The organism is Streptomyces sp. NPDC055955, assembly GCF_042270245.1.
Taxonomy (GTDB): Bacteria; Actinomycetota; Actinomycetes; order Streptomycetales; family Streptomycetaceae; genus Streptomyces.
The window spans coordinates 1-13605 of sequence record NZ_JBHJYS010000017.1 but is presented as its reverse complement, the minus strand read 5'-3'; the positions used below and the strand labels follow the sequence as shown (position 1 = coordinate 13605).

Genomic DNA, 13605 nt, shown 5'->3' with positions numbered 1-13605 from the left:
CCCGTGGCGGACCGGACTGTCAGTGGGGCGTGGCAGGATCGGGGGCGTGGCAGAGACAGCAGCGAAGAAGACCGAGAACAAGACCTCAGGCAGCCGGCCGCGGCTGATGCTCATGGACGGGCATTCGCTGGCGTACCGCGCGTTCTTCGCGCTGCCCGCGGAGAACTTCACGACCGCGACCGGGCAGCCGACGAACGCGATCTACGGCTTCGCGTCGATGCTGGCGAACACGCTGCGCGACGAGGCGCCCACGCACTTCGCGGTGGCGTTCGACGTCTCGCGCAAGACGTGGCGCTCCGAGGAGTTCACGGAGTACAAGGCGAATCGTTCGAAGACCCCGGACGAGTTCAAGGGGCAGGTCGAGCTGATCGGCGAGCTCCTCGACGCGATGCGCACGCCGCGCTTCGCGGTCGACGGGTTCGAGGCGGACGACATCATCGCCACGCTCGCCACCCAGGCCGAGGCCGCCGGGTTCGACGTCCTGGTCGTCACGGGCGACCGGGACTCCTTCCAGCTCGTCAGCGACCACGTCACGGTGCTCTACCCGACGAAGGGCGTCTCCGAGCTGACGCGGTTCACGCCGGAGAAGGTCGAGGAGAAGTACGGGCTCACGCCGGCCCAGTACCCCGACTTCGCGGCCCTGCGCGGCGACCCGTCGGACAACCTGCCGGGCATCCCCGGCGTCGGCGAGAAGACCGCCGCGAAGTGGATCAACCAGTTCGGTTCGTTCGCCGAGCTCGTGGAGCGCGCCGAAGAGGTCAAGGGCAAGGCCGGGCAGAATTTCCGCGACCACATCGAAGCCGTCAAGCTCAACCGCCGGCTCACCGAGATGGTGCGCGACGTCGAGCTCCCCAAGACGGTCGAGGACCTGGAGCGCGCCGCGTACGACCGCACGGCCGTCGCGATGGTCCTCGACACCCTGGAGATCCGTAACCCGTCCCTGCGCGAGCGGCTCCTCGCCGTCGACCCGGGCGCCGAGGAGGCCGAGCAGACGCCGGCCGAGCCCGGCGTCGACGTCGACGGCTCGGTGCTCGGCGCGGGCGAGGTGGCCCCGTGGCTCGCCGAGCACGGCGACGCCGCACTGGGCCTCGCCACGGTCGACACCTGGGCGCTCGGTGCGGGATCCGTCACCGAGGTGGCGCTCGCCGGCGCCGGGGGAGCCGCCGCCTGGTTCGACCCCGCCCAGCTCGACGAGGCCGACGAGAACGCGTTCGCGACCTGGCTCGCCGACCCCGCGAAGCCCAAGGTCCTGCACAACGCGAAGAACGTCATGCGGGTCTTCGCCGAGCACGGCTGGACCGTGGACGGCGTCACCATGGACACGGCGCTCGCCGCGTACCTGGTCAAGCCGGGCCGCCGCTCCTTCGCGCTCGACGCGCTGACCCTGGAGTACCTGGGCCGTGAGCTCGCCCCGGCGGCGGCCGACGGACAGCTCGCCTTCGGTACGGAGGACGACGACCAGGCCGAGGCCGACGCGCTCATGGTGCACGCCCGCGCGATCCTCGACCTCGGCGAGGCCTTCGGCGGGAAGCTGCGGGAAGTCGGCGCGGCCGATCTCCTCAAGGACGTCGAGCTGCCCACGTCCACCCTCCTCGCGGGCATGGAGCGGTACGGCATCGCCGCCGACCGCGCCCACCTGGAGGCCATGGAGCAGATGTTCGCGGGCGCCGTGCAGCAGGCCGTGAAGGAGGCGCACGCCTCCGTGGGCCACGAGTTCAATCTCGGCTCGCCCAAGCAGCTCCAGGAGGTCTTCTTCGGCGAGCTCGACCTCCCCAAGACGAAGAAGACGAAGACCGGGTACACCACGGACGCGGACGCGCTCGCCTGGCTGGCCACGCAGACCGACCACGAACTCCCCGTGATCATGCTGCGCCACCGCGAGCAGGCCAAGCTGCGCGTCACCGTCGAGGGCCTCATCAAGACGATCGCCGCGGACGGCCGCATCCACACGACGTTCAACCAGACCGTCGCCGCGACGGGCCGGCTCTCCTCGACGGACCCGAACCTGCAGAACATCCCGGTCCGCACCGACGAGGGCCGGGCCATCCGCCGCGGCTTCGTCGTCGGCGAGGGCTTCGAGTCGCTGATGACCGCGGACTACAGCCAGATCGAGCTGCGCGTCATGGCGCACCTCTCCGAGGACGAGGGTCTCATCGAGGCGTTCACCTCCGGCGAGGACCTGCACACCACGGTCGGCGCGCAGGTCTTCGGCGTCGAGCGGTCCGCCGTCGACGCGGAGATGCGCCGCAAGATCAAGGCGATGTCGTACGGGCTGGCCTACGGCCTGTCCGCGTTCGGCCTGTCCGGGCAGCTGAACATCGAGCCGGGCGAGGCACGGGTCCTCATGGACACGTACTTCGAGCGGTTCGGCGGCGTGCGCGACTATCTGCGCCGCGTCGTCGACGAGGCGCGTGCCACGGGCTACACCGAGACGATGCTCGGCCGCCGCAGGTATCTGCCGGACCTGAACAGCGACAACCGCCAGCGCCGTGAGATGGCCGAGCGCATGGCGCTCAACGCGCCCATCCAGGGCACGGCCGCCGACATCGTCAAGATCGCCATGCTGAACGTGCACAAGGCGCTCAAGGACGCGAAGCTCAAGTCCCGGCTGCTGCTCCAGGTCCATGACGAAATCGTCCTGGAGATCGCCCCGGGCGAGGCCGCGGCGGCGGAGGAGCTGGTCCGGCGCGAGATGGCCGGGGCCGTGCATCTGCGGGCGCCGCTGGACGTGTCGGTGGGCGTGGGCCCGGACTGGGAGTCCGCGGCGCACTAGCCCTGCGGCGGGCCTCAGCTCGGGCCGTTGTCCGGGCCGTAGTTCAGGTAAGTCGTAGTGGTGCCAAGGGGCGGAGCCAAGAGGCTCCGCCCCTCACCGCGTTCACCGTTGTCGTGTCACCGTTGCTGTTTCACCGGCGTCGGCGCCACCCCGTGACCGGCCGGATCTCGACGCCCTCGCACGAGAAGCGCGTACACGACCAGACCGAGTACGAGGCCCGCGCCCCCGCCGAAGCACAGGGTCGGGATGATCTCCCACGGCTCGGCGACCGAGCCCCAGTACGTCCACCAGCGCACGGTCCGCACCCCCGCGGCCACCGCCACGCACCCGCCGATCACGAGCGCCGCCACCCACCGCTCGCTCACGGAGAGGCGAGGCAGCGCGGCGCGGGCGTCGGCGGCGGCAGCCGAGGGGACATGGCGCACCGCCGACACCACGAAGAGCGCGATCGCGACGAGCGCGACCGCCGAACCCCCGTACTGCGCATACCAGTAGAGAGGGGACCCGGCGATCTTCTCGCCGAGGACCGGGAAGAGGCGCATGCCCCACCGGTCGAGATGCGTGAACGCGTCCCACACCACGTGTGTCGTCGCGCCCAGGACGGCGGACACGTACCACCACCACACCGCCGCCACCGGCCGTCGCTCCCGAGCGAAAGAGCCGGCCGGGCGTCCGGTGCCCGCACCCCGCGCCACCACGAGGACCGCCCCGCGCACCCGTCTCGGCAGCAATGCGATCACCGGTTCCCGCAGCAGGCGCCACAGGCCGACCAGGACCGCGGCGACGGCCACGTCGATCGTGAAGACGCCCGGGAAGGAGTGGGTGAAGTCTCCGAACTCCATCGCCCCCGGCACCGCACTCGCCGCGAAGTACGTCACGTCGGGCGCGAACGAGCCCGCCACCAGCAGCGAGGGCACGAGCGCGCCGCGCCCGGTACCGTCGCGGCGGACGGCCGGCAGCACGGCCGCGGCATGGCTGATCGTGAACGGCAACGGGTCCCCCTCGGACGGTTCCTGATGCGGTGCGGACGCGGTGTCGCTCAGTATGGCCCGCGGCGACCGCGGTAACGCGTACATGGCCAACCGGCGAAAAACGGGCACGAACAGGTGCCCGGGCGCCGGAAGTTGTCGTAGTGTCGCCTGGGTCACTCCACGCCGGGGAGCGTGGACTGACCCGTAGAAAGTCGGCAATCGGAGGGGCTCACGGTATGGCGGCGCTATTCGGAAAGCGGTTGCGCAGGTCCGCGATGACGACCGCTGTGGCGGCTGCCGCCGTGGCGGCACTGTCCGCGTCCCAGGCGCCCGGCTTCACCGGCCCGCAGAACGGCAGACAGTCCGCCGCCGACGCGGCGCCCTCGCCCGGCGACTCGGCGACCGGCAACTCCCCGTACTACACCGATCTGCCGCCCCTCAACAGCCCCACCGCGCCGCCCAGTACGGCTCCCGGCAGTCCGGGCGGCACGAGTACCGGCGGGAACGAGGCCGGTATCCCGGCCACCGTCCTCGATGCCTACAAGAAGGCGGAGGCGGAGCTCGCCGCGACCAAGCCGGGCTGCAACCTCCCCTGGCAGCTCCTCGCCGCGATCGGCAAGGTCGAGTCGGGCCAGGCCCGCGGCGGCAACGTCGACGCGAACGGCACCACGCTCAAGCCGATCCTCGGCCCGGTCCTCGACGGCAACGGCTTCGCGAGGATCACCGACACCGACAACGGCGCCTACGACGGCGACAGGACGCACGACCGGGCCGTCGGCCCCATGCAGTTCATCCCGTCGACCTGGGAGTGGTCCGGCCGCGACGGCAACGGCGACGGCAAGAAGGACCCCAACAACATCTACGACGCCGCCCTCGCCGCCGGCCACTACCTGTGCCGCGGCGACCGCGACCTGTCCCAGAGCGGCGGCCTGCACGCGGCGATCCTGAGCTACAACCACTCGCAGGAGTACCTCAACACGGTCCTCAGGTGGCTCGAGTACTACCGCAAGGGCACCCACGAGGTCCCGGACGGCACCGGTGTCCAGCCCGGCGGCCGCAGCGACGGCGCCCCCAGCCCCTCGCCCTCGCCGAGCAGCCCGGGCACGACCAGCCCGTCCCCGGGGTCCTCGAAGCCGTCCGAGCCGTCCAAGCCGTCCGAGCCCGGCGGCGGCTCGGGCACCGACCCGTCGAAGCCGGGCGGCGGAGGGTCCACGAGCCCCACACCGCCCACGGCGACCGAGTCGGTCGCGCACATCGAGGACGCCGGTACGGGCGCGCTCGAGACGACCGCCGGTGACGCCTTCGCCGAACGTGTCGCCGTGCGCACGGAGAACGCCGCGGGCAAGGGCGTCGGTACGGTCAAGGTGAAGCTCACCGTCGTCGGCGACACGGACCTGGCCTTCAGCGGTGGGTTCAAGAGCGTCACCGTCGTCACCGACAGCACCGGCAAGGCCACCGCGCCGCCGCTGAGGGCGGGCGAGGACACCGGCGCGTTCACCGTCCGCGCCACCGTCGTCGACCGCAACCTGCCCGGCCTCGACTACACGGCGACCGTCTCCGCGCGCCGGGCCGACGCGCTCACCAGGACCGGCAGCACGGAACTGACCTGCGAGGCCGGCGGCCAGTTCGCCGACCCGGTCCAGGTCAGGGCCACGTACAAGGGTGACGCCGCCGACGGGGTCGCCGCCACGGCCACGCTGATCAAGTCCAAGGACGACGCGACCGAGAACGACAAGGGCCCCTACTTCAAGGACGCGGACGGCAAGGCGATCCGCACCCTCAAGGGCCTCAAGACCGACGGCGACGGCCGCATCCAGCTGCCGGGGATCTACGCGGACGACGCCACGGGCACGTTCCTGCTCCGCATCAGCACCACCGGCGGCGCGACCCTCACCATCGAACTGAAGGTCACCGCGGCCGACGCCACGGCAACTCCGTCCGCCTCGCCCTCGGCGACGTAACTCCCGTACGGCGCACGCCGTATCAGCAGCACCCGCGCCGCCCCCTCGCCGTTCACCGGCCGAGGGGGCGGCGCTGTTGTGCAACGTGTTCTCATCTCGGCCGCGCGTTGCTACGGTGCCCCAGCCCTGACGCCCTATCAGATTCCAGATCCGGTGACCCGCCGGGAGGCTGCATGCGTGCCCTGATCGCCGCCGCGACCGGTCTGGCCGTGGCGCTCGCCCTCGTCATCACGATCTCGGCGATCGGCTCCCCGCCCGGCGAGACCTCGCCCAAGCCGCTGCTGACCACCGTTCCCAAGCACCCCTGACCCGCCGAGGAGGCCGCCGCGATGCGCCGCAAGGCCAGCTTGATCCTGCTCGCCCTCGCCGTGTTCTGCACGGCGATGTCCCCGCTGATGCGCTGGTACGCCTTCCCGCGCCTCGCGAAGATCCCGGCCGGCCAGTACCAGAACGTCGTCCTGGAGGCCAAGAACCCGACCCTCCTCGACTACGGCTCGATGCAGTCGAAGAAGGTCCCCGAGGTGACCGTCGTCCAGACGCTCAAGGGCAACGTGGAGGCCTCCGAGCAGGTCGAGAAGAGCGCGGGCCGCGACGTCGTCGTCTGGGACTCCCTCTCGTACATCGTCGGCCCCGACGGCAAGATGGTCTCCCAGGTCCCCGAGCGCTACGTCTTCGACGCCCACAGCCAGGCACCCGTCCACCCCACGGGCAAGTACGCCGAGACCGTCGACGGCGACAAGGTCAGGCGCGACGGCATCGAGTTCAAGTGGCCCTTCCTCACCGAGAAGCGGGACTACGAGTACTACGACGCCCAGGCCCGCGTCACCCGGCCCATCCACTACAAGGGAACCCGGACGTTCCGCGGGCTGAAGGTCTACTACTTCGAACAGACCATCCCGTGGATGAAGGTCCCCCTCCCCAAGACGATGCCGGTCAAGGGCATCACACCGGAGTCGGTCGCCAAGACCGGCACCACCCGCTGGTACACCACGGTCCGCAAGTTCTGGGTCGAGCCGGTCACCGGAGCCCCCGTCTACGGCGAGGAGATCCAGCACAACGAACTCCGCGGCGGCACGCTCCTGGGCGGCCGCGACAAGGTCACGGTCTTCGCCGGGCACGTGAAGATGCGCGAGGACTACATCAGGTCGACGGTCGCCCTCGTCAAGTCCAACCGCGTCCTGGTCGTCCTGCTCACCTCGTACCTGCCGTGGGGCTTCCTGACCCTCGGCCTGCTCCTGCTCGCGCTCTCCCTGTGGCTCGAGGCCCGCAGCCGCCGTCCGGGCGAGCCCGAGGCCGCCCCGGAGTACGAGCCGGAACCCGTCAGCGCCTGAGCCGCGCGCTCGTGTGCCGCGTCGCGACCGCGCCCGCCGGATCCTCGGGCCACGGATGCTTCGGGTACCGGCCGCGCAGCTCGGCCCGCACCGCCCGGTACCCCTCGCGCCAGAAGGAGGCCAGATCGGCCGTCACCGCCGCGGGACGCCCTGCGGGTGACAGCAGATGCACCAGGACCGGCACTCCGGCCACACGCGGCGACTCGTGCAGCCCGAACATCTCCTGCAACTTCACGGCCAGGACGGGCTGTTCGGGGTTCGCGTAGTCGATCCGGATCCTGGACCCGCTCGGCACCTCGAGCCGCTCCGGGGCGAGCTCGTCGAGGCGGGCCGCGTCACCGCTCGCCCAGGGGAGCAGCCGCCGCAGCGCCTGCCCCGCGTCGATCCGGCCCAGATCGGACCGGCGCCGCGCCTTGCCGAGCTCCGGCTCCAGCCACTCGTCCACGCGCGCGTGCAGCGCGTCGTCGGACACGTCGGGCCAGGGCGCGCCCAGCGTGCGGTGCAGGAACGCGAGCCGCTCCCGCAGCTCCCCGGCCTCCCGTGACCACCGCAGCAGCCCGAACCCCTCCCGCCGCAGCCCCTCCTTCAACGCCTCCCGTACGAGAGCGGGGGCGGCCTCCTTCAAGGGGCGCACGGCGAGCTCCACCGCGCCGAGGCGCTCGACGTGCCGCGCCACCAACTCCCCGTCGACCCAAGCCACTTCGTCCCCCTCGGTGCGCAGCGGAGCGGCGGCCCGCAGCGCCACCTCCTCGTCCACGACCGCGGCGAGCCGTACGCGCGCGTGCCCGGCGCCCACGGGCCGGTCGGCGACCGCGACGGCGATCCACGGCGCGCCCCGCAGCCGTGACCCGTCCGCGAGAGCGGCCCGCGTCCCGGACACCATCAGATACGCGCCGTCGCGCCCGCGCCCCACCCTCTCCGGATAGGCGAGCGCGGCGACGATTCCGGCGACCCGGTCCTCGGACAGGTCCCCGGGTGCTTCCTCGCGCGCCGAGGCCTGTCCGGCCGCCCCCGTGAGCCGCCGCACCTCCGTCCTCCAGCGCGCGGCGTACGCGTCGGCGCCCCGGCGCGCGGTACGCCACGCGGCGGCCAGGTCGTCGCCGTAGTCGCGGGGCGGCTCCTCGCTCAGGAGGGCGACCACCTCGGCCGCGCGGCGCGCACCCACCACGGGAGTCGCGTCCAGGAGGGCGCGGGCCAGGCGCGGATGCAGACCGAGGCCCGCGAGGCGGGCGCCGCGCTCCGTGGCCCGGCCCGAGTCCGCCTCGACGGCCCCGATCGCCGTCAGGACGGACCGGGCCGCCGCCATCGCCCCGGCCGGCGCGGCGTCCAGGAGCGCGAGGCCCGAGGCGTCCGGATCGCCCCAGCACGCCGCCTGCAAAGCGAACGCCGTCAGGTCCGCCACCTTGATCTCCGGGGCCGGGAACCGCGCCAGCCGCACGTCCTCCGCCTCCGTCCAGCACCGGTACACCACCCCGGGAGCCTCGCGCCCGGCGCGCCCCGCCCGCTGCCGCCCCGCCGCCTGCGAGGCCCGTACGGTCGTCAGGGCGCTCAGCCCGCGCGCGTGGTCCACCCGAGGCTCCCGCGCGAGGCCCGAGTCCACGACGACCCGCACACCCGGCACCGTCAGCGACGACTCGGCGACGGACGTGGCGAGCACCACCCGCCGCCGCGCGCCCGCCGAGAGCACCGCGTCCTGCACCGCGGCGGGCGCCCGCCCGTGGACCTGAAGCACGTCCACGTCACCCGGTTCGCCCAGTTGCCCGGCCACGCGCGCGATCTCACCTACCCCCGGCAGGAAACACAGCACGTCCCCGACCTGTTCGCGCAGCGCGCGCCGTACCACCGACGCCACGTGCGTGAGCAACGCCGGGTCCACCCGCATCCCGTGCGGCGGCCGCACCGGTCGCGCGGGCGGCGCCCACACCGTCTCCACGGGGTACGAGATTCCCTCGGCCTCGACCACGGGCGCCCCGCCGAGGAGCCGCGCCCATCCCTGCGCGTCCGTCGTCGCGGACGCCGCCACCAGCCGGAGCTCGGGCCGCAGCGCGTCGCGCACGTCGCACAGGAACGCCGCCACGGTGTCCGCGTCCAGGTGCCGCTCGTGGACCTCGTCGAGCATCACGACATCCACGCCGGCCAGCTCCTGGTCGCGCTGGAGCCGTTGCAGGAGCACACCCGTCGTGACGACCTCCACGCGCGCGCGTGGCCCCGTCACCCGCTCGCCGCGCACCGTGTAGCCGACGCTCTCGCCGGCCTTCTCGCCCAGCAGCCACGCCATCCGCCGCGCCGCGGCCCGCGCCGCGATCCGCCGCGGCTCGGCGACGACGACCCGCCGCGCGGGCCCGTCACCGACGAGACCGGCGAGCACCAGCGGCACCAAGGTCGTCTTGCCGGTTCCCGGCGGTGCCACGAGAACGGCACTGCCCGGCCCCGCGGGCCCGTCGAGGGCGTCGCGCAGGCCGGGCAGCGCACTGCGTACAGGCAGGTCCAGAGCGTCGTCACGGATCACCTGCTCAGTGTCTCCCCGGTCTCACCCCCTGCCGAAGGCCGGGGGACCCGGGGCGGGAGCGCCCCGCTCAGCTCCGCTCGCAGACGAAGATCGCCGTACCCGGGATCAGGTTTCCGCGCAGCGGGGACCAGCCGCCCCACTCCTGCGTGTTCCACGCGGGCCACTGCGGCTCGACGAGGTCCACCAGGCGGAATCCGGCGGCCACGATGTCGCGCACCCGGTCACCGACCGTCCTGTGGTGCTCCACGTACACGGCGCGCCCCTCGTCGTCCTGCTCCACGTAAGGGGTGCGGTCGAAGTAGGAGGCCGCCACGGACAGGCCTTCCGGACCCGGCTCGTCCGGGAACGCCCAGCGGATCGGATGCGTCACCGAGAAAACGAACCGGCCACCGGGCCGCAGCACCCGGTGCACGTCCCGGAGCACCCGCACGGGATCGGCGACGAAGGGGAGCGCGCCGTACGCCGAGCAGGCCAGATCGAACGAGCCGTCCGCGAACGGCAGCGCGCCCGCGTCCGCCTGCACCAGCGGCACCGCGCCGCCGTCGATGCGCAGGGCGTGCTGGAGCTGCCGGTGGGAGAGGTCGAGGGCGACGGGGTGCGCGCCCTGCGCGGCGAGCCAGCGCGAGCACTGCGCCGCGCCCGAGCCGATCTCCAGGATCACCTTGTCCTTGAGATCCTCCGGCGGGCCGAGCAGCTCGGCCTCCACCTCGTCGAGGCCCTCGGGTCCCCATACGAAACGGTCGTCCCCGAGGAAGGTGCCGTGCTCGACCTGGTAGTCGTCCGCGTTCCTGTCCCACCAGCCACGATTGGCACGGGAACTCTCCGTGACGTCGGCGTCGCGCCGGGTGGCTTCGGGCTCGAACGGTTCGGGCTCTTGGATGATGGGCTCCCTAGTCGTACTCTTCCGTTCAACCCGTCGCGGCGGAGTGCCGAGCGGCCCACGTGGCCTCGTGCGACAGGTTTTGTGCCGGGTATGCGGCGTTCCGCCCCGGGTGTGCGCCTTCGCGCATTGACCCTGTCCGGCTGCCCCCGTATGCTACAAGTTGCGCTGCGAGCCTGCGCTCCTCAGACATAGCAGGCTGCGCTCGCATCTGTATGTATGTCCCCTCGGTTATCGAGGCGCCCCCTTCGGGAGCGGCGCTTCCTGAGCTGTCCGGCCTTCTGCAGTGCGATCACGGGCTCCCGGCGTAGCAGTACCTACGACTTCAATGTCCGTACCGGAGCCCTTACCCACATGACGAGCAGCACCGAGACCACCGCCACCACCCCGCAGGTAGCGGTCAACGACATCGGTAACGAGGAAGCCTTCCTCGCCGCGATCGACGAGACGATCAAGTACTTCAACGACGGCGACATCGTCGACGGCGTCATCGTGAAGGTCGACCGGGACGAGGTCCTGCTCGACATCGGTTACAAGACCGAAGGCGTCATCCCGAGCCGCGAGCTCTCGATCAAGCACGACGTCGACCCGAACGAGGTCGTCAAGGTCGGCGACGAGATCGAGGCCCTGGTTCTCCAGAAGGAGGACAAGGAAGGCCGTCTGATCCTGTCCAAGAAGCGCGCTCAGTACGAGCGTGCCTGGGGCACGATCGAGAAGATCAAGGAAGAAGACGGCATCGTCACCGGTACCGTCATCGAGGTCGTCAAGGGTGGTCTCATCCTCGACATCGGCCTCCGTGGCTTCCTGCCGGCCTCCCTCGTCGAGATGCGCCGCGTCCGCGACCTCCAGCCCTACGTGGGCAAGGAGCTCGAGGCCAAGATCATCGAGCTGGACAAGAACCGCAACAACGTGGTCCTGTCCCGCCGTGCCTGGCTCGAGCAGACCCAGTCCGAGGTCCGCCAGACGTTCCTCACGACCCTCCAGAAGGGTCAGGTCCGCTCCGGCGTCGTTTCCTCGATCGTCAACTTCGGTGCCTTCGTGGACCTGGGTGGCGTCGACGGTCTCGTGCACGTCTCCGAGCTGTCCTGGAAGCACATCGACCACCCGTCCGAGGTTGTCGAGGTCGGCCAGGAAGTCACCGTCGAGGTTCTCGACGTCGACATGGACCGCGAGCGTGTCTCCCTGTCGCTGAAGGCGACGCAGGAAGACCCGTGGCAGCAGTTCGCCCGTACGCACCAGATCGGCCAGGTCGTCCCCGGCAAGGTCACGAAGCTGGTTCCGTTCGGCGCGTTCGTCCGCGTGGACGAGGGCATCGAGGGTCTGGTCCACATCTCCGAGCTGGCCGAGCGCCACGTGGAGATCCCGGAGCAGGTCGTCCAGGTCAACGACGAGATCTTCGTCAAGGTCATCGACATCGACCTCGAGCGTCGCCGCATCAGCCTCTCGCTGAAGCAGGCCAACGAGGCCTTCGGCGCCGACCCGTCGACGGTCGAGTTCGACCCGACCCTGTACGGCATGGCCGCGTCCTACGACGACCAGGGCAACTACATCTACCCCGAGGGCTTCGACCCCGAGACCAACGACTGGCTCGAGGGCTACGAGACCCAGCGCGAGGCCTGGGAGACCCAGTACGCCGAGGCGCAGCAGCGCTTCGAGCAGCACCAGGCTCAGGTCATCAAGTCCCGCGAGGCGGACGCCCAGGCCGAGGCCGAGGGTGCTGCCGCTCCGGCCGGCGCCCCGGCTGCCTCCGGTGGCGGCGGTTCGTACTCCTCGGAGTCGGACGACAACTCCGGCGCGCTCGCTTCGGACGAGGCGCTCGCTGCGCTCCGTGAGAAGCTGGCCGGTGGTCAGAGCTGACCTGAACCCTCCGGGGTTCGGTAAGTAGTCGAGCGGGCTCGCACCCTTGGGTGCGGGCCCGCTTCTCTGTGTCCGCCGACGGTTGATGGAGAACGGGCTTCTTGAGCATGAACTCCGGGTCGGCGCAGGGACACGGAGGTGTGGCATGGCGGCGTCAAGGCCGGTGTCAGGGGGGCGCCCTCGGTCGTCAGAAGCCGTCTGAGAGGGGCGTGCGGAGGGAATGCCCGCGCTCCAACAGGCGTTCTGGGTAAGGAACACGAGGAGGAGCGGTCACAGTGCTTGATCCGCAGGGTTTGTACGCATGGGAGCCGAAGGGCCTGGCTGTGGTGGACGTGGCGCTCGCCCAGGAGTCGGCCGGACTGGTCATGCTCTACCACTTCGACGGATACATCGACGCGGGTGAGACCGGCGACCAGATCGTGGACCGGGTCCTCGACTCGCTGCCCCACCAGGTCGTGGCGCGGTTCGACCACGACCGGCTCGTCGACTACCGGGCACGCCGCCCGCTGCTCACCTTCCGGCGCGACCGCTGGACGGACTACGACGTGCCCGCCCTCGAGGTGCGGCTCGTCCAGGACGCCACGGGTGCGCCCTTCCTGCTGCTCTCCGGCCCCGAGCCGGACGTCGAGTGGGAGCGTTTCGCGGCCGCCGTGAAGGAGATCGTCGAGCGGCTCGGTGTCCGCCTCGCGGTCAACTTCCACGGAATCCCGATGGGTGTCCCGCACACACGGCCCGTCGGCCTCACGCCGCACGGCAACCGGACCGAGCTCGTCCCCGGTCACCGCAGCCCCTTCGACGAGGCGCAGGTCCCCGGCAGCGCGGAGTCCCTCGTGGAGTACCGCCTCATGGAGGCCGGACACGACGTGCTCGGTGTCGCCGCGCACGTCCCGCACTACATCGCGCGTTCGCCGTACCCGGACGCCGCGTTGACCGTCCTCGAAGCCATCACGGCGGCGACCGGCCTGGTGCTGCCCTCGGTGGCGCACGGGCTGCGCACGGAGGCGCACCGCACGCAGACGGAGATCGACCGGCAGATCCAGGAGGGCGACGAGGAACTCGTCTCGCTCGTCCAGGGACTTGAGCACCAGTACGACGCGGCGGCGGGTGCCGAGAGCCGCGGGAACATGCTGGCCGAACCGACCGACATCCCGTCCGCCGACGAGATCGGCCTCGAGTTCGAGAAGTTCCTGGCCGAACGCGAGGGCGACGCCTAGGACCTGTCGTCACATTCCCGTCTGCCCGGCGGCGTCTGGCACGCACTCCCCCTAGCTCTCGGCTTTGCTCGAGCAGGGGGGACCCCCATGCGGCGTTGCCGGAGAGCCC

The 13605-nt window shown here is 71.4% G+C and carries 9 protein-coding genes; 6 read left to right on the top strand and 3 right to left on the bottom strand.

Annotated elements, in window-relative coordinates; genetic code table 11:
• Positions 1 to 46: 46 nt before the first annotated feature.
• On the top strand, positions 47 to 2773 hold the full coding sequence (gene polA / locus ACFC96_RS29645) for a DNA polymerase I (protein ID WP_376258496.1): 2727 nt from the start codon (positions 47 to 49) through the stop codon (positions 2771 to 2773).
• A 116-nt stretch (positions 2774 to 2889) separates the two neighbouring features.
• Here the strand turns inward: polA and ACFC96_RS29640 are convergent, their stop codons facing one another.
• Positions 2890 to 3765 carry a DUF4184 family protein gene (locus tag ACFC96_RS29640; protein ID WP_376615004.1) on the bottom strand — a complete coding sequence of 292 codons (876 nt, stop codon included), beginning with the start codon at positions 3763 to 3765 and terminating at the stop codon, positions 2890 to 2892.
• Positions 3766 to 3980: 215 nt separating this feature from the next.
• On the opposite strand from ACFC96_RS29640, the gene ACFC96_RS29635 reads away from it, so the two are divergent.
• From ACFC96_RS29635 to ACFC96_RS29625, 3 genes are all read left to right on the top strand, one after another.
• The gene (locus ACFC96_RS29635) at positions 3981 to 5705 is read left to right on the top strand and encodes a lytic transglycosylase (protein ID WP_376615003.1); all 1725 of its coding nucleotides are present in this window, start codon (positions 3981 to 3983) and stop codon (positions 5703 to 5705) included.
• 173 nt (positions 5706 to 5878) lie between these two features.
• On the top strand, positions 5879 to 6013 hold the full coding sequence (locus ACFC96_RS29630) for an SPW_0924 family protein (RefSeq protein WP_107489191.1): 135 nt from the start codon (positions 5879 to 5881) through the stop codon (positions 6011 to 6013).
• Between the two features lie 21 nt (positions 6014 to 6034).
• The gene (locus ACFC96_RS29625; protein WP_376258490.1) at positions 6035 to 7036 is read left to right on the top strand and encodes a DUF3068 domain-containing protein; all 1002 of its coding nucleotides are present in this window, start codon (positions 6035 to 6037) and stop codon (positions 7034 to 7036) included.
• Here ACFC96_RS29625 and hrpB read toward each other — a convergent pair.
• Together hrpB and ACFC96_RS29615 are read right to left on the bottom strand one after the other, a co-directional pair.
• Positions 7026 to 9545, bottom strand: coding sequence for an ATP-dependent helicase HrpB (hrpB, locus tag ACFC96_RS29620; RefSeq protein WP_376615002.1), 2520 nt, complete (start codon positions 9543 to 9545; stop codon positions 7026 to 7028). The genes ACFC96_RS29625 and hrpB overlap by 11 nt on opposite strands.
• A 67-nt stretch (positions 9546 to 9612) precedes the next feature.
• Entirely contained in the window at positions 9613 to 10425 is an 813-nt protein-coding gene (locus ACFC96_RS29615; RefSeq protein ID WP_376258927.1) for a class I SAM-dependent methyltransferase, read from the bottom strand.
• A gap of 354 nt (positions 10426 to 10779) precedes the next feature.
• Between ACFC96_RS29615 and rpsA the strand changes: the two genes are divergently transcribed.
• Positions 10780 to 12282: a 30S ribosomal protein S1 gene (gene rpsA, locus ACFC96_RS29610; protein ID WP_116502678.1), complete on the top strand. Its 1503-nt coding sequence runs from the start codon at positions 10780 to 10782 to the stop codon at positions 12280 to 12282.
• A gap of 275 nt (positions 12283 to 12557) precedes the next feature.
• Positions 12558 to 13496, top strand: coding sequence for a PAC2 family protein (locus tag ACFC96_RS29605; protein WP_376615001.1), 939 nt, complete (start codon positions 12558 to 12560; stop codon positions 13494 to 13496).
• Positions 13497 to 13605: the final 109 nt, after the last annotated feature.

Excerpts from the sequence above, each read along its gene's own strand:
- ACFC96_RS29625 (WP_376258490.1), top strand. The coding sequence starts at position 6,035 with ATGCGCCGCAAGGCCAGCTTGATCCTGCTCGCCCTCGCCGTGTTCTGC.
- rpsA (WP_116502678.1), top strand. The coding sequence starts at position 10,780 with ATGACGAGCAGCACCGAGACCACCGCCACCACCCCGCAGGTAGCGGTC.
- ACFC96_RS29630 (WP_107489191.1), top strand. The coding sequence starts at position 5,879 with ATGCGTGCCCTGATCGCCGCCGCGACCGGTCTGGCCGTGGCGCTCGCC.
- ACFC96_RS29635 (WP_376615003.1), top strand. The coding sequence starts at position 3,981 with ATGGCGGCGCTATTCGGAAAGCGGTTGCGCAGGTCCGCGATGACGACC.